The sequence below is a fragment of the Pseudomonas sp. RA_5y_Pfl1_P24 genome, assembly GCF_963970945.1.
Taxonomy (GTDB): Bacteria; Pseudomonadota; Gammaproteobacteria; order Pseudomonadales; family Pseudomonadaceae; genus Aquipseudomonas; species Aquipseudomonas tritici.
This window is the reverse complement of record NZ_CAXAOJ010000002.1, coordinates 346,300-371,237: the sequence shown is the minus strand read 5'-3', so window position 1 is coordinate 371,237 and position 24,938 is coordinate 346,300. Positions and strand designations below refer to the sequence as shown.

The 24,938-nt window shown below is 63.2% G+C and carries 11 protein-coding genes; 7 read left to right on the top strand and 4 right to left on the bottom strand.

The genetic code is table 11. The features are described from left to right. Nucleotides 1–65 precede the first annotated feature (65 nt). Both AACY30_RS04205 and AACY30_RS04200 read right to left on the bottom strand, forming a co-directional pair. Nucleotides 66–12,959, bottom strand: a complete 12,894-nt coding sequence (locus tag AACY30_RS04205; RefSeq protein WP_339539814.1) for a non-ribosomal peptide synthetase — start codon at nt 12,957–12,959, stop codon at nt 66–68. Nucleotides 12,960–13,011: 52 nt separating this feature from the next. Then, complete coding sequence (locus AACY30_RS04200) at nt 13,012–13,764, bottom strand: thioesterase II family protein (protein ID WP_339539813.1); 753 nt, start codon at nt 13,762–13,764, stop codon at nt 13,012–13,014. 302 nt (nt 13,765–14,066) lie between these two features. On the opposite strand from AACY30_RS04200, the gene AACY30_RS04195 reads away from it, so the two are divergent. Next, the gene (locus tag AACY30_RS04195) at nt 14,067–14,618 is read left to right on the top strand and encodes an RNA polymerase factor sigma-70 (RefSeq protein ID WP_339427415.1); all 552 of its coding nucleotides are present in this window, start codon (nt 14,067–14,069) and stop codon (nt 14,616–14,618) included. Between the two features lie 68 nt (nt 14,619–14,686). Here the strand turns inward: AACY30_RS04195 and AACY30_RS04190 are convergent, their stop codons facing one another. After that, entirely contained in the window at nt 14,687–15,475 is a 789-nt protein-coding gene (locus AACY30_RS04190; protein WP_339468174.1) for a substrate-binding periplasmic protein, read from the bottom strand. 93 nt (nt 15,476–15,568) lie between these two features. Further along, on the bottom strand, nt 15,569–16,192 hold the full coding sequence (locus AACY30_RS04185) for a TetR/AcrR family transcriptional regulator (RefSeq protein ID WP_339468172.1): 624 nt from the start codon (nt 16,190–16,192) through the stop codon (nt 15,569–15,571). A gap of 153 nt (nt 16,193–16,345) precedes the next feature. Here AACY30_RS04185 and AACY30_RS04180 point away from each other — a divergent pair, with 153 nt between their 5' ends. The 6 genes from AACY30_RS04180 (at nt 16,346) to AACY30_RS04155 (ending at nt 24,905) form a co-directional block, all read left to right on the top strand. Then, nucleotides 16,346–18,124: an acyclic terpene utilization AtuA family protein gene (locus AACY30_RS04180; protein WP_339539812.1), complete on the top strand. Its 1,779-nt coding sequence runs from the start codon at nt 16,346–16,348 to the stop codon at nt 18,122–18,124. Nucleotides 18,125–18,137: 13 nt separating this feature from the next. Then, nucleotides 18,138–19,010, top strand: a complete 873-nt coding sequence (locus tag AACY30_RS04175) for an SDR family oxidoreductase (protein ID WP_339468170.1) — start codon at nt 18,138–18,140, stop codon at nt 19,008–19,010. A 3-nt stretch (nt 19,011–19,013) separates the two neighbouring features. Continuing rightward, complete coding sequence (gene atuC, locus AACY30_RS04170) at nt 19,014–20,630, top strand: geranyl-CoA carboxylase subunit beta (protein ID WP_339468168.1); 1,617 nt, start codon at nt 19,014–19,016, stop codon at nt 20,628–20,630. A 44-nt stretch (nt 20,631–20,674) separates the two neighbouring features. Further along, complete coding sequence (gene atuD / locus AACY30_RS04165) at nt 20,675–21,832, top strand: citronellyl-CoA dehydrogenase (protein WP_339468166.1); 1,158 nt, start codon at nt 20,675–20,677, stop codon at nt 21,830–21,832. Next, the gene (locus tag AACY30_RS04160) at nt 21,829–22,590 is read left to right on the top strand and encodes an enoyl-CoA hydratase/isomerase family protein (protein ID WP_339416575.1); all 762 of its coding nucleotides are present in this window, start codon (nt 21,829–21,831) and stop codon (nt 22,588–22,590) included. Before atuD ends, AACY30_RS04160 begins: the two co-directional genes overlap by 4 nt. A 431-nt stretch (nt 22,591–23,021) precedes the next feature. Then, nucleotides 23,022–24,905, top strand: a complete 1,884-nt coding sequence (locus AACY30_RS04155; RefSeq protein WP_339539810.1) for an acetyl/propionyl/methylcrotonyl-CoA carboxylase subunit alpha — start codon at nt 23,022–23,024, stop codon at nt 24,903–24,905. The last annotated feature ends 33 nt before the right edge of the window (nt 24,906–24,938 follow it).

Genomic DNA, 24,938 nt, shown 5'->3' with positions numbered 1-24,938 from the left:
TAAGTGAGCGCTGTTGGCATCCGCTCGCCTACTGTCAGAATTAACAGTTCTGACAAACGGCCCCCTCACAACCCCTCCAACTCCGCCATCAAATCACTCAACCGATCCACCTTCTGCGCACTGATCTCATTCCCCGCCAGCCCTTCGATATATCCAGCCAACTCCGCCACCGTGCTGCACTCGAACATCGCCCTTAGCGGTACATCCCGCTGCAAGGTTTTCTGCACCCGCGAGGCAATCTGCGTCGCCAGCAACGAGTGCCCGCCCAGTTCGAAGAAGTTGTCCTGCACCCCGACCCGTTCGACTTTCAGCACCTCGGCCCAGATCGCGGCCAAGGTGGTTTCCAGTTCGTTGCGTGGCGCCAGGTAGTCCTGGCTGTGCAACTGGCCGATCTCCAGGGCCGGCAGGGCGTTGCGGTCAAGTTTGCCGTTGGCGTTGTGCGGCAGGCGGTCGAGCCACAGCCAGTGCAGCGGCACCATGTATTCCGGCAACTCGGCGCGCAGGCGTTGCTTGATGCGGTCGAGGCGTTCGCTTGGGTTGAGCGCTTCGTCTGCGGCAACGAGGTAGCCAACCAGATGCTTGCCGTTGACGCTCTCCTGCACGCCGACCGCCGCGTCGCGCACTTGCGGTTGCTCGTGCAGGCGCGCTTCGATTTCGCCCAGTTCGATACGGTAGCCGCGAATCTTCACTTGGTGGTCGATACGCCCGACGTATTCCAGCACGCCATCGCTGCGACGCCGCGCCAGGTCGCCGGTGCGGTAGAGGCGCTCGCCCGGTGTGCCGAAGGGGTTGGGCACAAACACCGGGGCGGTGCGCAGCGGGTCGCCGACGTACCCGCGACCGACGCCCGTACCGGCGACGCACAACTCGCCCACAGCGCCTTGGGGCACCAACTCCAGCGCACCGTCCAACAGGTACAAACGGTTGTTGTCGGTGGGCGTACCAATCGGCAGGTAAGTGCCACGGGTAGACGCCAGGTCGACACGGTAGAACGCCACATCGTCCGAGCATTCCGCCGGGCCGTAGGCGTTCACCAAACCAATCTGCGGGTAGCGCAGCAGCCATTGGTGCGCCAGCTCCGGCGGCATGGCTTCACCGGTGGGTAGCATCCAGCGCAGGCCGTTCAGGCTGATAAGGTCCTGGGCCAGCATGCCCTGGATCAGGGACGGCACGCTTTCCAGCACGGTGATGCCTTGGGCCTGCACATGGGCGAGCAAGCCTTGGGGATCATGGGCAATCGTATTCGGCACGATATCCACCCGTGCGCCAAACAGCGGTGCTGCGAGGAATTGCCACACGGAAATATCGAAGCTCTGCGAAGCGGTTTGCGCAATCACATCGGCATCGCTCAAGGCCAGGTACGGCGCCTTGCTCAACTGGTTATTGAGCATGCCGCGCTGTTCGACCATCACGCCTTTGGGCAGGCCGGTGGAGCCCGAGGTGTAGATCACGTAGGCGAGGTTGTCCGGGGCGCTGTAGACACCTGGGTTTTCGCCACGCGCAGGGATTTCCTCCCACACCAGCAACTGGCAGTCGAAGCCTTCAAGCAACTCGATGGCCTGCTCGCGACTGGCCTCGGTGCACACCAGCAACGGTGTGCGGCTCAGGTCAAGAATGCGGCTCAGCCGCTGGCGCGGCAGGACGGGGTCCAGCGGCAGGTAGCCGGCACCCGCCTTGAAGCTGCCGATGATCATGCCGAGCAAATCAAGGTTACGCTCGGCCAGCAACGCCACCGGTTGATCAGCGCCCACGCCCGCCGCAATCAGCGCGTGGCCCAGGCCGTTACTGCGCCGGTTCAACTCGTCGTAGGTCCATTGCTGATCAAGGCAACTGGCGGCGACGCGCTGCGGATGCGCGGCCACCTGCGTTTCGAACAGCTCGACGTAGCTGCGCTCCAGCGGGTAGTCGTGTTCGCTCTGGTTGCAGCCCTCCACCAGGAACTCGCGCTCCTGCTCGCCAATCAGCGGCAGGTCAGCCATGTCGCCATGGAAGCCCTGCACCAGCGCCAGCAGCAGGCGCTTGAACTCGCCAAGCATGCCTTGCACGGTGGTTTCGTCGAAGTAACGCTGGTCATAGGACAGATGCAAACCGAGGTCGTCGCCCGGATAGCACACAGCCGTCAGCGGGAAGTTGGTGTGGGTGCGGCCAGAGTCCGAGGTGGCCTTCAGGCTTTGTGCGCGGTCCAGCACCGAGACGTCCACCGGGGCGTTTTCGAACACGAACAGGCTGTCGAACAGCGGCTGGCCCTTGGGCAGTTCGCTGTGTTCCTGGATCGTCACCAGCGGCAGGTATTCGTACTCGCGCAGCTGCATATTGCTGTCGAGCAGGCCGCTCAACCACTGGCGCACGCTGCAACGCTGGTCATCCTCGGGCAGTTTCACCCGCAGCGCGATGCTGTTGATGAACAGGCCGACCGTGCGTTGCATCTGCGGCATGTCCACCGGGCGCCCGGCCACAGTAACGCCGAACACGACGTCGCGATCCCCGCTCAAACGGCGCAGTACCAGGGCCCATGCCGCCTGGGCGAACGTGTTGACGGTCAGTTGATGCGCACGGGCCAGTTCGCGCAATTGCCCACCGTCGCGGGCGTCGAGGCGGGTGTAGCAGTCGCCCACCACCATGGCGCCGCTGTGGCCCGCGTGTTCACGCAGGAACGGCCGGTCGCTCGGGATCGGCGTGGTGCGTTCGAAGCCTTGCAGGTTCTGCTGCCACCACTGGCGTGCCTCATTCAGGTTCTGGCGTTGCAGCCAGGCGATGTAGTCGCGGTAGCGCGGTGGCGTGGCCAGTTGCGCGTCGCGGCCTTCGCCGAGGGCCATGTAGATCTCGAAGAAGTCATTCATCAGCAACGAACGGCACCAGGCATCGATGAGGATGTGGTGGTTGCTCATCATGAACCAGTAACGCGCTTCGCCGACGCGGATCAGGCGCAGGTGGAACGGCGCCTGGTTGAGCAGATCGAAACCGGCTTCGCGCTCATGCTTGAGCAAGGCTTGCAGGCGCGGCTCCTGTTCGCTTTCCGGATCGCTGCTCCAGTCCAGGTACTCGACCGGCGTGCTGCCCGGTTTGTGGATCACTTGCAGCATGTCTTCGCCAACGTTCCAGCAGAATGAGGCGCGCAAGGCTTCGTGGCGGGCGATCACCGCTTGCCAGGCCTGGGCAAAACGCTCCGGGTCCAACGCGCTGTTGATGCGGTAGCGGTCTTGCATGTAGTAAAGGCCGGTGCCCGGCTCCAGCAGGGTGTGCAGCAGCAGGCCCTCCTGCATCGGGGTCAGCGGGTAAACGTCTTCGATGGCACTGGCCGGTACCCGCAAGCTGTCGAGTTGTGACTGGGTCAGGTGCGCCAGCGGGAAGTCGGACGGCGTGAGGCCGCCGGCGGTGTTCTCAAGGCAATGCGCGACCAGGCTGTGCAGTTCGGCCAGATACGCATCGGCCAATTCGCGAATGGTGTGCTGATCAAAGCGCTCACGACTGAAAGTCCAGCGCAGCACCAGTTCGCCGCCGTACACCTGGCTGTCGACGCTCAACTCGTTGGGCAACGGCGCATCCGGATCATGGGCCAGGCCCGCGGACTCATCCAGCGGGTGGAACAGTGCATCAGCGCCAAAGCTCTGGTCGAACTGGCCGAGGTAGTTGAACGTGATCGGCGCGCTCGGCAGTGCGGCCATGGTCTGCTTGCACAGGTCATCCGCCAGGTAACGCAGCACGCCATAACCCAAGCCTTTATGCGGCACGGCACGCAGTTGTTCCTTGATCGCCTTGATGGAATCACCCTGCCCGGCTTGCGGGGTGAGGCGCAATGGATAGGCACTGGTGAACCAGCCGACACTGCGGGTCAGGTCGACCTCATCGAACAGGGTTTCGCGGCCGTGGCCTTCCAGCTGGATCAGCGCCGAAGCGTGACCACTCCAGCGGCACAACACTCGCGCCAACGCGGTCAGCAGCAAGTCGTTGACCTGGGTGCGGTAGGTGCTCGGGGCCTGTTGCAGCAGTTGTCGGGTGTGTTCGGCATCCAGGCGCACGCTGACGGTGTCGGCGTCGCGGTTGCGCAGCAAACCTTGCGGGCGTGCCACCGGCAGTGCGGCCTGCGGGCCGGCCAGTTGGTGCTGCCAGACGCTCAACTCTTCGCGCAGGGATTCGCTGCCGGCGTAGGCCTGCAAACGCGCGGCCCATTCACGTAGCGCACTGGTCTTGGCTGGCAGGCTGACGGATTGGCCGTCGCTCAGTTGGCGGTAAACGCTTTGCAAGTCTTCGAGCAATACACGCCATGACACGCCGTCCACCACCAAGTGATGGATAGCGATCAACAGGCGCTGCTGGCCCTCGGGCCCCTCCACGAGCAAGGCGCGCAGCAACGGGCCGTGTGCCAGGTCGAGGCTGCGCTGGGTGTCGCTGAACAGCGCAATGCACGCGTCCATGTCACGCACTTGCGCCTGCATCAACACACCACCCTGCGGTACGGCGAGGTGTTCGGCGTGCCATTTCGCGTCGCGCCGGGTGAAGCTCAGGCGCAGGGCGTCGTGGTGTTCCAGTACCGCCAGCAGCGCTTGCTCAAGGCGGTGCGGGTCAAGCAGTTGCAGCGGTTTGAGCAGCAGCGCCTGGTTCCAGTGCTGACGCTGCGGGATCTCGGTGTCGAAGAACCAATGCTGGATCGGCGTCAGGCCCGAGCTGCCCGTCAGCACGCCTTGCTCAGCGCTGATGTGCTCAGCGCGCGTGGCGACAGCGGCCAGGGTTTGCACGGTCTGGTGCTGGAACAAGTCGCGCGGGCTGAAGTGAATGCCCGCTTGCCGCGCACGGCTGACCACCTGGATCGACAGGATCGAGTCGCCGCCCAGTTCAAAGAAGTTATCGTCCAGACCGACTTGCTGCACATTCAGCACTGCGCACCAGATCGCCGCCAATGTGCTTTGCAGCTCATTGCGGGGCGCCACGTACTGTTGGCGATTGGCCTCAGGGTCGGGTTGCGGCAAGGCACGGCGGTCGAGTTTGCCGTTGGCGGTCAGCGGCATACTATCCAGCACGATCAAGTGCGCGGGCACCATGTAGTCCGGCAGCTGCGCCTTGAGGTGGGCCTTGAGGTGGGCCTTGAGCGCGTCGCGCAACGCGCCGTGGCCTGCGTCGCTGACCAGGTACGCCACCAACTGTTTGCCGCTTGGAGAATCCAGCGCCAGCACCACCGCTTCGCGCACGCCGTCGTGCTCCAGCAGGCGGGTTTCGATCTCGCCCAGTTCAATACGGAAACCGCGAATCTTCACCTGATGGTCGATACGCCCCAGGTACTCCACCAGGCCATCGGCGCGCTGGCGCACCAGGTCGCCGGTGCGGTATAGCCGCCCACCGTGCGTAGCGAACGGATCCGCAACGAAGCGCTCCGCCGTCATGCCCGGGCGCTGGTGATACCCCTGGGCCAGACCGGCGCCGCCGACGTACAGCTCGCCGGTCGCACCTTGCGGCACCAACGCCAGGTCGGCGTCGAGAATATAGGCCACGCGGTCACCGATGATGCTGCCGATTGGCACGCTTGCAGCGCCCTCCTCCAACTGTTCGGGCGCGAGGCTCGCCAGCGGCATCACTACGGCTTCGGTCGGGCCGTAGGCGTTGAAGAACATCTCGGGCTGGAACGCTGCGCGGATGCGCTGCAAATGCTCACCCGTCAACGCTTCGCCGCCAGTGATGCACATGCGCACCGGCAAGGTCTGCTGCTGGGACGCCAGCCACTGCGCCAGCTGGCTGCCGTAGCTCGGCGTGAAGCCCAGTACAGTGATGCGATGGGTGCGGATCAGCGCGCAGATTTCTTGCGCGTCCCACTGGCCCTGGGCACGCAATACCACCTGGGCCCCGCTGAGCAGCGGCACCAGCAAACGCTCGGTGGCGGCGTCGAAGTTGATCGAATAGAAGTGCAGTTCACAGTCGTCGGCGCGCATGCCGAAACGCGCGATCACCGCCGTGCAATGCATGGCGATTTCACCGTGGCACACCACCACGCCCTTGGGCTTGCCGGTGGAGCCGGAGGTGTAGATAAGGTACGCCTGGTGTTGCGGCAGGCTGATAAACGGCAACGCATCGGCCGGGTAGTTGGCAAGCAGCGGCGCGTCATCTTCCAGGCACCAGCGCGCCACGGTTGCAGGCAACTCGCCGAGGGCTTCAAACATCGCCGCATCGCTGAGCAGCAGGCCGATGCCGCTGTCTTCGATCATGTAGTGCAAGCGGTCCAGCGGGTATTCGGGGTCCAACGGCACGTAGGCGCCTCCGGCCTTGAGGATCGCCAGCAGGCCGATGACCATTTCCAGGGAACGCGGCAGCGCCAGGCCGACGCGCACCTGCGGGCCGACGCCACGCTCGCGCAGCATCCAGGCCAGGCGGTTAGCGCGGGCATCGAGCTCACGATAGCTGAGGCTAACGCCGGCAAAGGTCAGCGCCGGTGCATCGCCACGGGCTGCCGCTTGCTGGCTGAACAGTTGATGAATGCACTGATCAAGGCGGTGCTCGCCTGCTTCGGCGCCCAGGCTGTCCTGCAACGCGTGCTGTTCGGCGGCCGTCAATAACGGCAACTCGCTGAGGCGCCGCTGCGGATTGGCGATCAAGGCTTCCAGCAGGTTGCGCCAATGTCCGGCCATACGCGCAATACGCGGTTCGTCGAACAGGTCGGTGCTGTAGGTCAGGCAGCAACCCAGGCGATGGTCGAGGTCGGTGACTTCCAGATTGAGGTCGAACTTGGTCGCGCGGGCATCGTTGGCCAGGTACTCGACAGTCATGCCGGCCAGTTGGCGGCTTTGCTGGAACTCCCAGCGCTGCACGTTGCACATCACCTGGAACAGCGGGTTGTACGCCGCACTGCGCGGTGGTTGCAGGGCTTCCACCAGGTGGTCGAACGGCAGGTCTTGATGGGACTGGCCTTCGATCACCGTATGGCGCACGTGCTCAAACAGTTCAGCGACGTTCATCTGCCCATTGAGCTGGCAACGCAGCACCTGGGTGTTGAGGAACGCGCCGATCAGCCCTTCGCTTTCCGGGCGAATACGGTTGGCGACGGGGGCGCCGATACGCAGGTCGGTCTGGCCGCTGTAGCGGTAGAGCAACACGGCCAGGGTGGCGGTCATGGTCATGAACAGGGTCAGGCCGCGCTCGGCATTGAAGGCACGCACGCGGGCGGCCAGGTCATCGCTGAGGTCGAAGCGATACAGTTCACCCTGATGGCTTTGCACCGGTGGGCGTGGGCGGTCGCCGGGCAGTTCCAGCAGCGGATGTTCAGTGCCCAGTTGCGCGGTCCAGTAGTCGAGTTGGCGCTGACGCTCGCCGGACTCCAGCCACTGACGCTGCCACACGCTGTAATCCAGGTATTGAACCGGCAACGGCGCCAGCGGCGATTCGCGCTCGTCGATAAAGGCTTCGTACAGCGCGCTGAGTTCACGGGCAAAGATGTCCATGGCCCAGCCTTCGGTGACGATGTGGTGCAGGGTCAGCACTAGGTAGTGTTCCTGCTCGCCAGCCTTGACCAGGCAGGCACGCAGCAACGGCCCGGTTTCCAGGTTGAACGGCGTGTGCGCCTCATGATCAGCCAACTGCTGCAGGCGCTGCTGGCGCTCGGTTTCGTTCTGGCCTGAGAAATCCTGCCAATCCATGCGCAAGCCGGTCTGCGGCGAGACCTTTTGATAGGCCACGCCGTCGACGCTCGGGAAGGTGGTGCGCAAAGTTTCGTGACGCATGATCAAGGCCTGCAACGCCGCTTCGAAACGCCCCACATCGAGCACGCCACGCAAGCGCGCCATGCCGCCGACGTTGTAGGCCGGGCTGTCTGGCTCCATCTGCCACAGGAACCACATGCGCTGCTGGGAATAGGACAACGGCACCGGTTGGCTGCGGTCGACCTTAGCAATAGCCGTCTGCTGGTTGCGTAGGCCCGACGCCTGGATCAGCCTGACCTGCTCGGCAAACGCGCCCAGCTCACTGGCTTCAAACAAGGTGCGCAACGGCAACTCGACGTCACACGCCTGGCGGGTGCGCGAGATGATTTGCGTGGCCAGCAACGAGTGGCCGCCGAGGGCGAAGAAGTCATCGCCCAGGCCGATTTTCGGCCGTCCGAGGACTTCGCGCCAGACGGCTGCGATCTGCTGCTGCAAGGGGGTTTCGGGTTCAATGTGCTCACGGGTTTGCCACACCGGCTCCGGCAACGCGCGACGGTCCAGCTTGCCGCTGGGGCTCAGGGGCATGGCGTCGAGGCGCATCAACAGCGCGGGCACCATGTACTCCGGCAGCGCGGCGGCCAGGGCGGTTTTCACCTGCTGTTCGTCCAGCGCGACATGGGCGGTGTAGTAGCCGATCAACTGCGTGTCACGCACCAGCACCACGGCTTGGGCGATGCCGTTCAGGGCCAGCATGCGCGCTTCGATTTCTTCCGGCTCCACGCGGAAACCGCGTAGCTTGACCTGCTGGTCGAGACGGCCCAGGTACTCAAGCACACCCTCGGCGCTCCAACGGACGCGGTCGCCGGTGCGATAAAGGCGCGCCCCCGAGTGGTCGGCGACAAAACGCTCAGCCGTCAACCCGGCGCGCCCCAGGTAACCCCGGGCCAGGCCGATACCGCCGATGCACAGTTCACCCGGCACACCCAGCGGCACGGGGTTGAGCTGATCGTCCAGCACGCGGCAGATCACATTGCCCAGCGGGCGGCCAATCGGCGAGCGCTCGCCGTCTTCCACGCGGCAGTGCCAGTGGGTCACGTTGATCGCGGTTTCGGTGGGGCCATAACGGTTGTGCAATTGCACCGCCGGTAGCTGCGCCAGGACGCGGTTGCGCAGCTCGGCGGGCAAGGCTTCGCCACCGGAGAACAGGCGACGCAGGCTGGTGCATTCGGCGGCCAGCGGTTCGTCGATAAACAGCTGCAGCAGCGGCGGCACAAAGTGCAACGTGGTCACGCCGTGTTCCTGCACCAACTGCGCGATACGGTGCGGGTCGCGATGCTCGCCAGGGCCGGCCAGCACCAGGCGGCAACCGGTGATCAGCGGCCAGAAGCATTCCCACACCGACACGTCAAAACTGATCGGTGCCTTTTGCATCAGCACATCGGTGACATTCAGCTGATAGGTGGCCTGCATCCACTGCAAGCGTTCGGCCAGGGCCGCATGGGTATTGCCCACGCCTTTGGGCTGGCCGGTGGAGCCAGAGGTGTAGATCACGTAGGCGAGGTTATCGCCGTGCAGGTGCAGGCCAGGCGGCTGGGTCGGCCAGCTGTCGAGGTGCAGGCTGTCCATCGCAATCACGCAGACGCCGCAGGCAACTGGCACGTGGTCCAGCAACGTGGTCTGGGTCAGCAGCAGATGCACGCCGCTGTCCTCCAGCATGTAGGCCAGGCGCTCGGCGGGGTAATCCGGGTCCAGCGGCACATAGGCGCCGCCGGCCTTGATGATCGCCAGCAGGCCGATCAGCAGTTGCGGCGAACGCTCGGCGGCGATCGCCACGCACACGTCCGGGCCGACACCCTTGTCACGCAGGTAGTGAGCCAGGCGATTGGCCTGGGTGTGCAATTGGGCGAAGGTCAGGCTGCTGCCCTGCCAGACCAGCGCGGTGCTGTCCGAGGTGTGTCTGTTGAGCAGCTCCGGCAGCCATTGCTGGGCGGGCGCGCACGGCGTTTCACTCCACGGTTGCTGCTCGTCTGCTTGCATCAGCTTGAGGTCGCCGATGGCTTGCTGCGGCTGGTCACACGCGGCTTGCAACAGGTTGATAAAGTGCTCGGCCAGGCGCTGGATGGTCGCGCTGTCAAACACTTCGTCGGCGTAGTCGAACGACAGGCTCAGGCGCCCGTTACGGTCTTCTTCGCTGTGCAGTTGCAGGTCGAACTTGGCTTCGCGGCTGTGCCATGGCAGCTCGTCGGCGAGCATGCCCGGCAGACGGCGCAAGGCGCTGAGGTCGCGTTGCTGGTGATTGAACATGACCTGGAACAGACCCTGCTCGCGCGCTTGCGGGAAGGCTTCCAGCAGTTGTTCGAACGGCAGGTCTTGATGGGCCTGGGCGCTCAACGCAGCTTGGCGAGTCGCGGCCAACAGTTCGTTGAACGGCAGACAAGCGTCCAGCTCGCCACGCATGACCTGCGTGTTGATGAAAAAGCCGACCAGGCCTTGGGTTTCCTGGCGCGGACGGTTGGCGTTGGGCACGCCGATGCGGATGTCACGCTGACCGCTGTAGCGGTAGAGCAGGCTCTGGAATGCTGCCAGTAACACCATGAACGGGGTGGATTGGTTGGCCTGGGCGGTCTGGCGAATCGCCTCGCTGAGGTGCACGCTAGTTTGTACGGTATGACGCGAAGCGCTGTTCCGGTGTTGCGCCGAGCGCGGGTGGTCGGTGGCCAGGCTCAAGGTTGGATGTTCTTCACCGAGTTGCGCTTTCCAATACGCCAATTGGCGCTGACCTTCACCTTCGGCCAGCCACTGGCGCTGCCAGCTGCCGTAGTCGGCGTATTGCAGGGCCAGCGGCGGCAGCTCAAGGGTTTCGCCCTGGGTTGCGGCGGCGTACAGGCGTGAGAATTCGTCGATGAGGATATTCAGCGACCAGCCATCCGCGATGATGTGGTGCAGCGTCACCAGCAACTGGTGATCTGCATCGTCCAGGCGTACCAGGGTCACCCACAGCAGCGGGCCTTTTTCCAGGTCGAACTGGGTGCGCGCTTCGTCTTCGCGAATCTGTTGCGCGCGGGTGTCACGCTCGGCCACGGGCAGGTCGCTGAGGTCGATGACTTGCAACTCGAAATCCGCTTTGGCATCGATGCGCTGGAAGGCCTGGCCGTCGCGTTCGTAAAAGCGGGTGCGCAGGGCTTCGTGGCGCTGGACCAGTTGTTGGAAGCTCAAGCGCACGGCGTCTTCATCCAGCTCGCCGCGCAGGCGCAGGGCGCCGGGGACGGTGTAGGCGCTGCTGTGTGGGTCCAGTTGCCAGGTGATCCACAGGCGGTTTTGCGCCAGGGATTGGGGCAGGTCTTCCTGGCGTGACAGGCTATGAATGGCGCCTTGGGCGACGCCGCCGTACTGCTGCAACTGCGCAACGTTGGCGGCAAAGCCTTCCAGGGTTGGCGCTTCGAACAGCATGCGCAGGTTCAGCTCCAGGCCCAGTGTTTCACGCAGGCGCGCGACCACCTGGGTGGCGGTGATGGAGTTGCCGCCGAGCAGGAAGAAATGGTCATCGGCCGCGACCGTCGCGACGTGCAGTTGTTCGCACCAGATCGCGGCGATCTGGTTTTGCAGTTCGGAGTCCAACGCTGCATCGCTGCCCTGCACGTGCAGATCAGGAAACTGCGCATAGCTGTCGAGGCTGCCATCGACATACCGCAGCGCACACGCCGCACGTTGCACCTTGCCGCTGGAGGTCTTCGGCAAGGCACCCGGATTGAGCAGCACCACCACGCTCGGCGCCTCCTGATACGCCTCGGCGACGGCTTGGCGGATCGCCTTGATCAGCGCGTCGGGCGGCAGGATTTTCTGCACGCTGCGGCTGATTTCAGCGGCAATGCCGATGCCTTCCAGGCCTTGGTCATTCACTGCAAATGCCGCGACCCGGCCTTTGCGTACGACTTCCACTTCGCGCTCGATGGTCTGTTCGATGTCCTGCGGGTACAGGTTATGGCCGCGCACGATCAGCAAGTCTTTCAGGCGGCCGGTGATGTACACCTCGCCTTCGCGGATAAAGCCCAGGTCGCCGGTACGCAACCAGGTACGGCCGGCGTGTTGCACGAAGGTAGTGGCGGTGGCCACGGGGTTGCGCCAGTAGCCGTGGGCGATGCTCGGGCCGGTGGCCCAGAGCTCACCGACGTTATTCTCGGCCAGTTCGGTAAGGGTGTGCGGGTCGGCGATCAGCACCGCGTGTTCGGGTTGGCTGGTGCCGCAACTCATGATCGCACTGCCCTGCCCCGGCTCGGCACGGTTGGCAGCCAATGCCTGCTCGTCGACGCGCAGCGCTGGGATGCCATGGCCGCGAATGCCACCCGCGACAAACAGGGTCGCTTCGGCCAGGCCGTAGGACGCGAAGAAATTATTCGGGGTAAAACCGCAGGCCGCGAACTTCTCGGCGAAACGTTCCAGGGTGTCGAGGCGGATCGGTTCGGAGCCGGAATAGGCCACGCGCCACTGGCGCAAGTCCAGGCGTTCCAACGCCGACTCGCTGACCCGCTCGCTGCACAGGCGGTAGGCGAAATCCGGGCCGCCGCTGATAGTGCCGCCGTATTCACTGATCGCTTCCAGCCAGCGCAATGGCCGACCGAGGAAGTACGCCGGCGACATTAACACGCAGGGCACGCCGCTGAAGATCGGTTGCAGCAGGCCGCCGATCAGGCCCATGTCGTGGTACAGCGGCAGCCAGCTGACGATCACGTCATCCGGGTTGAGGTCGATGCCAAAGCCGCGACGGATCAGCACTTCGTTGGCCACCAGGTTGCCATGGCTGACTTGCACGCCCTTGGGCAATGCGGTGGAGCCGGAGGTGTATTGCAGGAATGCGATGTCGTCGGGGTGCAGGTCGGGGGCGATCCAAGTGCCGGCACTCTGCAGGGTATCGATGCTCAATACCATTGGGGCGTTTTCGATCTGCGCCAAGCCATCGGCGAGGCTGGCGATGGTCAGCAGCAGGCGCGGCTCAGCATCGCGGATGATCGACAGCAGGCGTTCCTGATGGTGACGACGGGTCGACTCCGGCGGGTAAGCCGGCACCGCAATGACGCCGGCGTACAGGCAACCAAAGAACGCCGCGACGTAATCCGGGCCGCTGGGGAACAACAGCACCGCACGGTCGCCCAGGTCCGCATTGGCTTGCAAGGCTGCGGCGATGGTGCGGGCGCGCAGGTCCAGGTCGCGGTAACTGAGCACAACGCTGTGTTCGGCCGACTCAGCGAGGAAGCGCAGAGCAACCTGGTCCGGCGTCTGCACGGCGCGACGTTGAAGGGACTGGACCAGCGTTAGGGGAAGTTCGAAGGCATCCATCATGGGGTTCCTGCCTGAAATCGGCTTGCGGGAAATTCGGGAATTGGGGGGGCTCTTAGCCGGCGGCCAGTTGCCGCGCCGCGCCATTGCGCCAGCGGGCCAGGTGTTCGTCGGCGTAGCGCCGCACGCAGCGCAGCACGGCGCTTTCATGTTGGATGAGGAAGAAGTGGTGGCCGTCGAACATGTCCAGGGAAAAGCCACTGGCGGCGTCGAGTTGCCAGTCGAGCAACTGGTCGGCGAGCACGCTGTCCTGTTTGCCGCCAAATACATGAATCGGCATGCCCAGCGGCGCCCGCTCGCCATAGGTAAAACTGCCGCACAAGAGAAAATCGGCGCGCAGGATTGGCAGCATCAACTGCATCAACTCGGGGTTGGCCAGGGCTTCTTCGGCGGTGCCTTGCAGCTCGCGCAGACGGGCGATCAGTTGCTCGTCGGTCTTTTCGATGGCGTATTCGCTGACGTCGCGGCGTGCCGGCCCGGCTGTACCGGAGGCGAACAGCGCCAACGGCGCAGGCACATTGCGTGCATTCAGCGCGTGGGCCAGTTCGAAGGCGAGCAGGCCGCCGAGGCTGTGGCCGAACAAGGCATAAGGGCCATTCAAGTCGCGGCTGATTTCATCCGCAAGCTGTGCGGCCAAGGCTTTGATATCGCGCTGCAAAGGTTCATCCATGCGCATGCCACGCCCGGGTAACTCCAGCGGGCACACGTGCAACCAGTCCGGCAGGGCCCGGCGCCAGCGCGCGTAAACCATGGCGCTGGCGCCCGAATGAGGCAGGCAGAACAGGCGCAGTCGAGCCGGCGTACTCATCAGGCGACGACTCCAAACTGAAACACGCTGTGCACACGATGCAAACCCATCTCGTCCTCCTGCGGGTGTTGATCCCTGGTCGTTTTACTAACGGACCTGTCACCCAGAAGAACGGACGGCGCCGGCAAATAATTAGTCGTCGGGTACAAGCGAGACGCGGTTCACACCTAACAAGAACGCATAAGATTAGTTCGCCTTCTCATTTGACAATCATTATCATTCATCATAATTTGTTGCCCGATGTGTAGGAGGCCTCAGCAAGGACGCCCTCCCCTAACCTCTTTTGCGACAAGGTGATTTCCATGACGGAACAAGTATCCACAGGCAGGTGCAACTCACCGCTTCTCCAGGCGTTCGTCGATAATCGACTGATTCTGGTGAAGATTGCGGCACGTATTACCGGGTGCCGCTCCCGGGCCGAAGACGTAGTGCAGGATGCCTACTTCCGCCTGCAGTCGGCGCCGACGATCACCTCATCGTTCAAGGCCCAGCTGAGCTATCTGTTCCAGATCGTGCGCAACCTGGCGATAGATCACTACCGCAAGCAGGCCCTGGAGCTCAAATACTCAGGCACCGAAGAGGAAGGCTTGAATGTGGTCATTCACGGCGCTTCAACGGAAACCTCGCACATCAATTTCAACACCCTGGAAAACATCGCCGACGCCCTGACGGAGTTGCCGCAGCGCACCCGCTACGCGTTCGAGATGTACCGCCTGCATGGCGTGCCGCAAAAGGATATCGCCAAGGAACTCGGCGTATCGCCGACCTTGGTGAATTTCATGATTCGGGATGCGCTGGTGCATTGCCGCAAGGTGTCGGGCAACCACAGCGATACGTTTGCGCGGCGGGTCTGACAGCGCCGCTGTAAACAATGTGGGAGCTGGCAAGCCAGCTCCCACCGTTTTTATCTGCGTTGCGCCTGTCAGGGTATCGGCGTGACATCAATCCGATACGGCTCGAAAATCTTCAACATCTCGCCATTTTCGCGCAAGCGCTTGAGCAACGCGGAAAACGCTTGCCCCGTGATCGGCGCTTTGGGGCGCAGCAACGCGTAGTGGTGATACACCTGGTCGATACGCTCTGACACCAGGAACTGCCCGGCCATGTCCGCATTGCGCACCATGAAATCACTCAGGTACGAACGGGTCACCAAGGCGATGTCGGCCCGCCCGCGCGCGACCATCAACAGGTTGCTGTCATGGGAGTAGGTCAACGTGGCGTTGAAGTGCTCAGCCATGTACTTGGGATCGGGGTTGAAGTTTGCGAAGGCGTAGTGGTAACCGCTGAATAACGCCAAATGCTTGCCGTTCAGGTCAGCGAAATAGGCCTGGTCGCGACCGGGCTCACGTTGGGCGACGAAAATTTCCGCGTCTTCCAGGCCCATGTCGACTGTCGTGTGGGTGATCTCCTGCCAGCCCCAGTCGGGGTTTTCGAAGATGGCCATATCAATCCGGCCCTGCTCGAAATCGCGAAAACGTCGCGGAATTGAGGTGGGCACCAGCACAAATTGATAGTCGGTCTGCGAGGCGTTCAAGGCCTCGACCAGTTGCGGCAGCAAACCGGTGTCAGCGCCCTTCTCCGGACGCACGGTATACGGCGGGAAATGCGCCGCGCCAATCCTTACCAATTGGGCAGCCGACGCCGGCATCCACCACGCGGTGCCCACTGCCCAAAAAGTTAGTCCTGCAGCCAGCCGCCATGGCGAAAACATCAAGGCACACACCGTTCAAAACTCTGATGGCGATAAGCTAGGCGTTTTTGTCTGGCGAGACAACTTTTCACCGGCAAATTAATGCCTTGCACCTTAATCGGCTTTCAAAACCATCAGCAGGGCTTCTTCGGCCAATTGCTCGAGCGTCATGCTGCCCTCGGCGCGGAACCAAGTGGTGGTCCAGGACAAAGCGCCGGTCAGAAAGCGCCGGGTGATAAACACATCGCCACGGATATAGCCGGCGTCCTTGGCCTCGCCCAGTACTTGCAGCCACAGCGCCTCGTACACATCGCGCAGGGCCAACACCTCAGCCTGGCCTTCAGCCGACAGCGAGCGCCATTCATACACCAGCACCGCCATCGCCTCGCCGCTGCCGCCCATGATCGACTGCAATTCGCAGCGGATCAGCGCCAACACACGTTCGCGTACGTCGGTGGCTTCCTCAAGAGAAGCGCGCATCATCGCGGTGTTGTAGTGGATGGTTTCCTCCATCACCGCGCGCAGGATCTCGTCCTTGCTCTTGAAGTGATGAAAGATGCTGCCGGACTGGATGCCCACTGCGCTGGCCAGGTCGCGCACGGTGGTGCGCTCGAAGCCCTTGTTGCGAAACAGGTGAGCCGCCGTTTGCAGCAGCTTGCCACGAGCGCTTTCGGGGTCGGTCAATTGGCCGCCGTCGATCATGGTGCGCATCACCCGCAGGGCTTTATGCTCATCCATGCCTCTCTCCTCTACTTCCACGGACGTCTTGGCCGGCAATTTAGGCCGTGACGGCCACCCAAGCAAGCGCTTGGCTAAAACTTGTGCACGGAGTTTACAAACCAAGCGCTTGCTTGGTAGTCTCGCTAGCAGCCATTCGAGGAAGGATTTCTCATGAGCAAGACGGTTCGTATCGGCTGCGCCAGCGCCTTCTGGGGCGACACCTGTACCGCTGCCGCGCAGTTGGTGCACGGCGGTGAGCTGGATTACCTGGTCTTCGACTACCTGGCGGAAGTCACGATGTCGATCCTGGCCGGTGCGCGGATGAAAGATCCCCAGGCCGGCTACGCGACGGATTTTGTCGAGGTGCTCACGCCATTGCTGGGCGATATCCAACGCCAGGGCGTCCGTGTAATCAGCAACGCTGGCGGCATCAACCCCCAGGCCTGCGCCGCTGCTTTGCAAGCAGCCTGTGACAAGGCGGGCGTTGAACTGAACATCGCCGTGCTACTGGGCGATGACCTGCAACCCCAGCTCAAGCAGCTGCACGGCATCACCGATATGTTCAATGGCGCACCGCTACCGCCGATGTGCGTGTCCGCCAATGCCTACCTCGGCGCACCGGGCATTGCACAGGCGCTGGCATTGGGCGCGGACATCGTCATTACCGGCCGCGTGGTGGACAGCGCGGTGGTCAGCGCGGCGTTGGTGCATGAGTTCAACTGGTCCTGGCAGGATTACGACCGCCTCGCCCAGGCCGCACTGGCCGGGCATATCATCGAATGCGGCGCGCAGTGCACCGGCGGCAATTTCACCGATTGGCGCGCGGTACCGGACTACGAGCACATCGGCTTTCCTATCGTAGACGTCAGCGACGACGGCCAGTTTATTGTGAGTAAAGTCGACGGCAGCGGTGGGCTGATCAGCGAACTCAGCGTGGCCGAACAGTTGCTGTATGAAATCGGCGATCCGCATGCCTACCTGCTACCGGATGTAATCTGCGATTTCAGCCAGGTCAAATTGCAGCAGCAAGGTAAGAACCAGGTACGCCTGCATGGCGCCAAGGGCTCGCCCCCAACCGCCCAGTACAAAGTCAGCGCCACCTACCCGGAGGGTTTTCGCTGCACCGCCAGTTGCCTGATCGCCGGGATCGATGCGGTGGCCAAGGCCGAACGGGTCGGCCAGGCGATCATCAACAAAACCTCGGAGCTGTTCAGCCAACGCGGCTGGGCGCCCTATACCGAGGTGAATATCGAACTGCTGGGCAGCGAAGCGACTTATGGCGCCCATGCGATGCGCCAGGACTGCCGCGAAGTGGTGGTGAAATTGGCGGTGCGACACCCCAGTAAACAGGCGCTGGTGCTGTTCGCCCGCGAGATTGCCCAGGCAGCCACCGGCATGGCGCCAGGGCTGACCGGCATCGTCGGCGGGCGGCCAACGGTGTATCCGCTGATTCGGCTGTTTTCGTTCCTGATCGACAAATCCGTTTGCGAACTGGAAATCGACCTCCGGAGCGGACGCCACACCTGCGCACTGCCGATTGCCAACGCCCCTACCCTGCCCGCTGCGCCGATCGCCCCACCCAAACCCCAAGGCCTTGCCGACGCCAGCGTGCCCTTGGTGAAACTGGCCGTGGCGCGCTCCGGCGACAAGGGTAACCACAGCAATATCGGCGTGATCGCCCGCGATCCCGACTACCTGCCGTGGATCGCCGAAGCGCTGACCCCGCAGGTGATTGTCGATTGGATGGGCCACGTACTGGATCCCGTTCATGGCCGCGTCGAGCGCTGGTATTTGCCCGGCAGCCACAGCCTCAACTTTTTGCTGGAAAACGCACTCGGTGGTGGTGGCATCGCCAGCCTGCGCATTGACCCGCAAGGTAAAGCCTTCGCCCAGCAACTGCTGGAAATCCCGATTGCGGTGCCGCAGCACATAGCCGATCAACTTGTATAACAGGAGCGTTGCCGTGGCCTTCGACTCGATCTTCAAAGCCGACCTGTTCCAGGGGCAGACCGTGATTGTCACCGGCGGTGGCAGCGGGATTGGCCGTTGCACTGCACACGAATTGGCAGCCTTGGGCGCCCAGGTGATGCTGGTGGGACGCAAGCCGGAAAAGCTGCAAGCGGTCGCAGCGGAAATCGCTGAAGACGGTGGCATCGCTCATTGGCAGGCCTGCGACATTCGCGATGAAGAAGCAGTGAAGACGCTGGTCAGCCAGATCCTGAGTGATCACGGCCCGATCCACGGCTTGGTGAATAACGCCGGCGGCCAGTACCCGTCACCGTTGGCCTCGATCAACCAGAAAGGCTTTGAAACCGTGCTGCGCACCAACCTGGTCGGCGGTTTCCTGATGGCCCGTGAAGTGTTCAACCAATCCATGAGCAAGCATGGTGGTGCCATCGTCAACATGCTCGCAGACATGTGGGGCGGCATGCCCGGCATGGGCCACTCGGGCGCGGCGCGCGCCGGCATGGACAACTTCACCAAGACCGCCGCCTTTGAGTGGGGTTGTGCCGGCGTGCGAGTCAACGCCGTCGCGCCGGGCTGGATCGCTTCCAGCGGCATGGACACCTACGAAGGCGCCTTCAAGGCAGTGATTCCAACCCTGCGCGAACATGTGCCACTCAAGCGCATCGGCACCGAGTCGGAAGTCAGCGCGGCCATTGTCTTCCTGCTCAGCCCCGCCGCCGCCTTTATCAGCGGTAGCACCCTGCGCATCGACGGCGCCGCCAGCCTCGGCAGCCGCGCCTGGCCGTTGCACAAGGCGCAACCGCCGAGCGAACCGTTCAACGGCTTCCACCGCGCCTACCTGCCGGATGTGCTCAAGGCGGAGAAATAAGCCATGCCAGTGATTGAATCCCTGATCGATACCCACAGCCCACCGTTCGCGCAGAACCGCGAAGCTATGCTCGCCGCCATCGCCCACGTGCGCGAACTGGAACACACCCTGCTGAGCAAGGCACAGGACGCCAAGCCCAAGTTCGACAAGCGCGGCCAACTGCTGCCCCGCGAGCGCCTCAACCTGTTGCTGGACCCCGGCGCGCCGTTTCTGGAGCTGGCCAGCCTGGCCGGCTACAAGCTGCACGACGACAAGGACGGCAGTGCTGCCGGCGGTGGGTTGATCGCCGGGATCGGCTACGTCAGCGGCGTGCGCATGCTGGTGGTGGCCAATAACAGCGCAATCAAGGGCGGCACCATTTCCCCCACGGGCTTGAAGAAATCCCTGCGCCTGCAACAGATCGCCATGGAGAACAAACTGCCGGTGGTGACCCTCGCCGAGAGCGGCGGTGCCAACCTCAACTATGCCGCCGAGATTTTCGTCGAGGGCGCGCGCAGCTTTGCCAATCAGGCGCGCATGTCGGCCATGGGCTTGCCGCAGATCACCGTGGTGCATGGCTCGGCCACGGCGGGCGGTGCGTATCAGCCGGGGCTGTCGGATTACGTGGTGGTGGTGCGCGGCCGGGCCAAACTGTTCCTCGCCGGCCCGCCGCTGCTTAAAGCCGCGACCGGCGAAGTGGCGACCGATGAAGAACTGGGCGGCGCCGAGATGCACGCACAAACGGCCGGCACCGCCGAATACCTGGCGGAAAATGACGCCGATGGCGTTCGCATCGCACGTGAGATTGTCAGCCTGTTGCCTTGGGACGATCGCCTGCCGCTGGCGCCGAAACGCGCCTTCGCAGAGCCGCTGTACCCCATCGAAGAACTGCTGGGCCTGATCCCCGATGACCCGAAAAAACCCTACGACGTGCGCGAAATCCTCGCGCGCCTGGCGGACGGCTCGCAGTTCCTCGAATTCAAAGGCGAGTTCGACGCCCACACCGTCTGCGGCCACCTGCACATCCAGGGCCGCGCCGTCGGTGTGATCGGCAACAACGGCCCCATCACGCCGAAGGGCGCGAGCAAGGCCGCGCAATTCATCCAGCTCTGCGATCAAAGCCGCACACCGCTGCTGTTCCTTCACAACACCACCGGTTTCATGGTGGGCACCGAGTCGGAACAACAAGGTGTGATCAAACACGGCGCAAAGATGATCCAGGCGGTGGCCAATGCCCGCGTGCCTAAACTCACGGTGGTGGTGGGCGGCTCTTATGGCGCCGGCAACTACGCGATGTGCGGCCGCGGCCTGGACCCGCGCTTTATCTTCGCCTGGCCCAACAGCCGCACGGCGGTCATGGGTGGCGCGCAGGCAGGCAAGGTGCTGCGGATTGTCACCGAGGCCAAGCAGTTGAAGGAGGGCCTGGTGCCGGACCCCAAGGTGCTGGATATGTTGGAGCAGGTCACCGCGCAGAAGCTCGACAGCCAGTCCACCGCGCTGTACGGCAGCGCCAACCTGTGGGACGACGGGCTGATTGATCCACGGGATACGCGGACCTTGCTGGGCTTTTTGCTGGATACCTGCCACGAGGCCGAGGTGCGTGAGTTGCAAGCCAATACTTTCGGTGTAGCGCGTCTCTAAATTTCGCCGGGACGCTGCGCGTCGCGATCAGGAGAACAAGAAAAATGATCTTCACCCAGGAACACCAGGAACTGCGCCGCACCGTGCGTGCCTTCGTCGACCGCGAGATCAACCCCCATGTGGATGAATGGGAAAAAGCCGGGCGCTTTCCCATCCACGAGATCTTCCGCAAGGCCGGCGATCTCGGCCTGCTGGGCATTTCCAAACCGGAGACATTCGGCGGCATGGGCCTGGACTACAGCTACTCTATCGTTGCCGCCGAAGAGTTCGGCACCATCCGTTGCGGCGGTATCCCCATGGCCATCGGCGTGCAAACCGACATGTGCACCCCCGCCCTCGCCCGCTTCGGCTCCGATGAACTGCGCGACGAATTCCTGCGCCCGGCCATCAGCGGCGAACAGGTCGGCTGCATCGGCGTCTCGGAAACCGGCGCCGGTTCCGACGTGGCCGGGCTCAAGACCCATGCGCGCAAAGACGGCGACGACTACGTGATCAACGGCAGCAAAATGTGGATCACCAACTCGCCCAGCGCCGATTTCATCTGCCTGCTGGCCAACACCTCCGACGACAAACCGCACATCAACAAATCACTGATCATGCTGGCGATGAACACCCCCGGCATCAGCGTCAGCCCGCCCCTGGAAAAACTCGGCATGCACAGCTCCGAGACCGCGCAGGTGTTTTTCGACAACGTGCGCGTGCCCCAGCGCAACCGCATCGGCCACGAAGGCGCAGGCTTCATGATGCAGATGCTGCAGTTCCAGGAAGAGCGCCTGTTTGGCGCGGCCAATATGATCAAGGGCCTGGAGCATTGCATCGACAGCACCATCGACTACTGCAAAGAACGCCAGACCTTCGGCAAGGCGCTGATCGACAACCAAGTCATCCACTTTCGCCTGGCCGAACTGTCCACCGAAATCGAATGCTTGCGCGCGTTGGTCTACCAGGCCACCGAGCAATACATCAAAGGCCAGGACGTAACGCGCCTGGCCTCCATGGCCAAGCTCAAGGCCGGGCGTCTGGGCCGCGAAGTCAGCGACAGTTGCCTGCAATACTGGGGCGGCATGGGCTTTATGTGGGACAACCCGGTAGCGCGCGCATACCGCGATGTGCGGCTGGTGTCGATTGGCGGCGGCGCCGACGAAATCATGCTGGGCATCATCTGCAAACTGATGGGCACCTTGCCGGGTAAAAAATCATGAATACCTTGCTGCTGGAACCGCACAACGGCGTGCTGCACATCACCCTCAACCGACCGGAAAGCCGCAATGCGATGAGCCTGGAGATGGTCAACGAACTGCGCGCCGTAGTGGCACAACTGGACGGCCAGGTGCGCGCGCTGGTGATCAGCGGCGCGGGCGGACATTTCTGCGCCGGGGCCGATGTGAAGGACCTGGTCACTGCGGGCAACCAACTACAGGCGCTGAATCGAGCGTTTGGCACGTTACTGCAAGAAGTGGAAGCGGTGCCGCAAGTAGTGATCGTGGTGCTGCAAGGCGCGGTGCTGGGCGGTGGGTTCGGGTTGGCGTGTGTGAGTGATATTGCGATTGCGGACCACCAGGCGCAATTCGGATTGCCGGAGACCAGCCTGGGATTGTTGCCGGCGCAAATCGCACCGTTTGTGGTCAAGCGCATTGGCCTGACCCAAGCGCGGCGACTGGCGCTGACGGCGGCGCGGTTTGATGGTGTGGAAGCGCAGCGGCTGGGCGTCGTGCACTTCACCGAGCGCGACCCGCAGGCGTTGGCAGAGCGCTTGGATGAGGTATTGGGGCAAGTGCTGCGGTGCGCGCCGGGGGCGAATGGGCGGACTAAATCCCTGATGCTGGCCAGTGTCGATGAGCCGCTTGAGGCTGTGCTGGATCGAGGCGCGCAGTGGTTTGCCGAGGCGGTGAGGAGCGAGGAAGGGATTGAGGGGACGCAGGCGTTTGTGCAGAAACGCAAACCGGGGTGGTGCAGATGACGCCTTCGCAACGGTGCGGCGATCCGACAAGCCAGCTCCCACAGGGGAATGCATTCCAAATGTGGGAGCCTGGTTCAACCCAGCCCCCACAACTGCGCTTTTGATCTACACCACTCAGGCCGGCTGTCAGGCCGCCGTGTTTTTGATTTTGATCTCAGGCGCCCCGTCAAACACGCTGGCCGAACGCAGGCTTGAATCCGTGGGTAACCCGGCAGGACGCCGGGTTAGCCGCGCTGGGCCAAGGAGGGCCCATCGCGGCGGCCCACGGATTCAAGCCTTCGTTCGGGCACACCGAGCCTAGACGAGGTGCCGAGTGTTGGGGCGAAGGCCTTTTGGTTACTTTTGGGCCTTTCCAAAAGTGACCCGCTGTAAGAGCGGAACCCTAAGCCGCCGTTACCGCAGAAACGGATATGTACACGGAGCCCAAAAAAATGCCGCAGCTAACAAAAATCCTGATCGCCAACCGCGGCGAAATCGCCTGCCGCATCCAGCGCACCGCCCAAGCCCTGGGCTACCGGACGGTGGCCATCTACAGCGACGCCGACACCCAATCCCTACACGTCCGAATGGCCGACGAAGCCGTCCACATCGGCCCCTCCCCAGTCCACCAGTCGTACCTGAACATAGAAACCATCATAAACGCCGCCAAACGCACAGGCGCCGACGCCCTCCACCCCGGCTACGGCTTCCTCTCCGAAAACCCCCATTTCGCCCGCGCCTGCCAACACGCCAACCTGACCTTCATCGGCCCCAGCGTCGAGGCCATCGAACTGATGGGCAGCAAACGCCAATCCAAACTCGCCATGCTCGAAGCCGGCGTCCCGTGCATCGCCGGCTACCAAGGCAGCGCACAGGACGACACCACCCTGCAACAACAAGCCGATCGCATCGGCTACCCTCTCATGATCAAAGCCAGCGCCGGCGGCGGCGGTCGCGGCATGCGCCTGGTGCACCACCCAAAAGACCTGTTGAACAACCTGCACAGCGCCCGCTCCGAAGCCAAAAATGCCTTCGGCAGCGACGAACTGATCCTCGAACAAGCCCTGATCGACCCACGGCACGTCGAAATCCAACTGTTCGGCGACAGCCACGGCAACCTGATCTACCTCGGCGAACGCGACTGCTCGATCCAACGCCGCCACCAGAAAGTCATCGAAGAAGCCCCCTGCCCCGTCATGACCCAAGCACTGCGCCAAGCCATGGGCGAAGCCGCCCTGAAGGCCGGGCGTGCGGTGAATTACGTCGGTGCGGGCACCGTGGAATTCCTGCTCGACCGCCACGGCCAGTTCTACTTCTTGGAGATGAACACCCGCCTGCAGGTGGAGCACCCGGTGACCGAGCTGATCACCGGGCTGGATCTGGTGGATTGGCAATTGCAGATCGCCGCCGGCCAAACGCTGCCGCTGACACAAGCCGACGTCACCCTGGGTGGCCACGCCATGGAAGTGCGCCTGTACGCCGAAGACCCGGCGCAGGGCTTCCTGCCGCAAACCGGCGAAGTGCTGCGCTGGGAACCGGCCGTGGGCGTGCGCATCGATCATGGCGTGGTGGAAGGCCAGCGCATCAGCCCGTTCTACGACCCGATGCTGGGCAAGATCATCGCCCATGGCGCCACACGTGAAGAGGCGCGGCGCAAACTGCTGCGGGCGGTTGAAGACACCCTGTTGCTAGGGGTCGCGACCAATCGGCAACTGTTGGCCGATATGCTCAAGCACCCGGAGTTTATCGCTGGGAATTTCAGCACCGGATTTATCGCAGAACACTTCAACGAAGTCCTGCCCCAGTCCGCATCAAAAGACCAACTCGCCCTGGCCGCCGCGCTGTTTTACACACACAGCGCCGACCAGCATCCTCAAGCCCTGGCGGGATGGCGCAACACCGCCAGCGCCCCCTGCACCTATCGCCTTGAAATCAATGGCGAAATCCACACCGTCAGCGCTGACCCGCTGCCACTCACCACCGACGGACGCTACGCCACCGTGGTACTCAACGGCATCCGCCGCCGCGTTGCCTATCACCTTGACGGCAACCAACTGTGGCTGCCGGGCCTCACGGTGACTAACCGCAGCCAGCAAGTCGCCGGCCGCCAGGCCGACGCCAGCAGCGGCACAGTCAAGGCACCGATGGACGGCGCCATCGTCGATGTGCGGGTTTGCGCTGGCGACAACGTGACCAAAGGCCAACTGCTGCTGGTGCTCGAAGCCATGAAAATGGAGCATCCACTGACCGCCGGCATCGACGGCGTGATCAAGGGCGTGCAGGTAATTGCCGGAGATCAAGTGCGCAATCGTCAGGTTTTACTGGAGATCGAATAGCCCCTAGGCGGAACTACACGGCCGGGCTACGCT

What these genes read in the sequence shown, in the direction of transcription:
- AACY30_RS04205 (WP_339539814.1), bottom strand. Translation starts at nt 12,959, where the DNA reads ATGATGGATGCCTTCGAACTTCCCCTAACGCTGGTCCAGTCCCTTCAA.
- AACY30_RS04200 (WP_339539813.1), bottom strand. Translation starts at nt 13,764, where the DNA reads ATGAGTACGCCGGCTCGACTGCGCCTGTTCTGCCTGCCTCATTCGGGC.
- AACY30_RS04195 (WP_339427415.1), top strand. Translation starts at nt 14,067, where the DNA reads ATGACGGAACAAGTATCCACAGGCAGGTGCAACTCACCGCTTCTCCAG.
- AACY30_RS04190 (WP_339468174.1), bottom strand. Translation starts at nt 15,475, where the DNA reads ATGTTTTCGCCATGGCGGCTGGCTGCAGGACTAACTTTTTGGGCAGTG.
- AACY30_RS04185 (WP_339468172.1), bottom strand. Translation starts at nt 16,192, where the DNA reads ATGGATGAGCATAAAGCCCTGCGGGTGATGCGCACCATGATCGACGGC.
- AACY30_RS04180 (WP_339539812.1), top strand. Translation starts at nt 16,346, where the DNA reads ATGAGCAAGACGGTTCGTATCGGCTGCGCCAGCGCCTTCTGGGGCGAC.
- atuC (WP_339468168.1), top strand. Translation starts at nt 19,014, where the DNA reads ATGCCAGTGATTGAATCCCTGATCGATACCCACAGCCCACCGTTCGCG.
- atuD (WP_339468166.1), top strand. Translation starts at nt 20,675, where the DNA reads ATGATCTTCACCCAGGAACACCAGGAACTGCGCCGCACCGTGCGTGCC.
- AACY30_RS04160 (WP_339416575.1), top strand. Translation starts at nt 21,829, where the DNA reads ATGAATACCTTGCTGCTGGAACCGCACAACGGCGTGCTGCACATCACC.
- AACY30_RS04155 (WP_339539810.1), top strand. Translation starts at nt 23,022, where the DNA reads ATGCCGCAGCTAACAAAAATCCTGATCGCCAACCGCGGCGAAATCGCC.